Origin of the sequence: Falsihalocynthiibacter sp. S25ZX9 (assembly GCF_041205405.1) — a bacterium.
Classification (GTDB): Bacteria; Pseudomonadota; Alphaproteobacteria; order Rhodobacterales; family Rhodobacteraceae; genus Falsihalocynthiibacter; species Falsihalocynthiibacter arcticus.
In genome coordinates this window covers 1-283 of sequence record NZ_JBGFCD010000328.1, presented here as the reverse complement: position 1 = coordinate 283, position 283 = coordinate 1, and the positions used below count along the sequence as shown (strand labels likewise).

The window sequence follows — 283 nt, the reverse complement described above, 5'->3', positions numbered from 1 at the left end:
TTGGCGGGATCGTTTGCCCGCCGCGCGGTGTGTGCTGGGGGTAGAAGCGCAAATGGACGGGTTCGTTCAGGCTATTGACGGTCTGGCTTTGGGCAATCTCGTCGTTGCAATGTGTGGAGGGCGGCTTGTTGGCAGCGACAAGATTAACCCCGCCGTTGGCCTTTCACAAATCGCCAGACTGGGGAGTTTCGTTGAGGCGTGGACATTGCTCGCGATGGTCCACTGCGAGAGCGAGGCGCAAGGGCTGGCCTTTTGCGAGGCCGTGGCACGAGCCATTACTTTG

1 pseudogene is annotated in these 283 nt (G+C 60.1%); it reads left to right on the top strand.

Features of this window, described 5'->3' with window-relative positions:
* A pseudogene (locus AB9F29_RS22445) lies at window positions 1-283 on the top strand (thymidine phosphorylase); the annotation flags it as partial.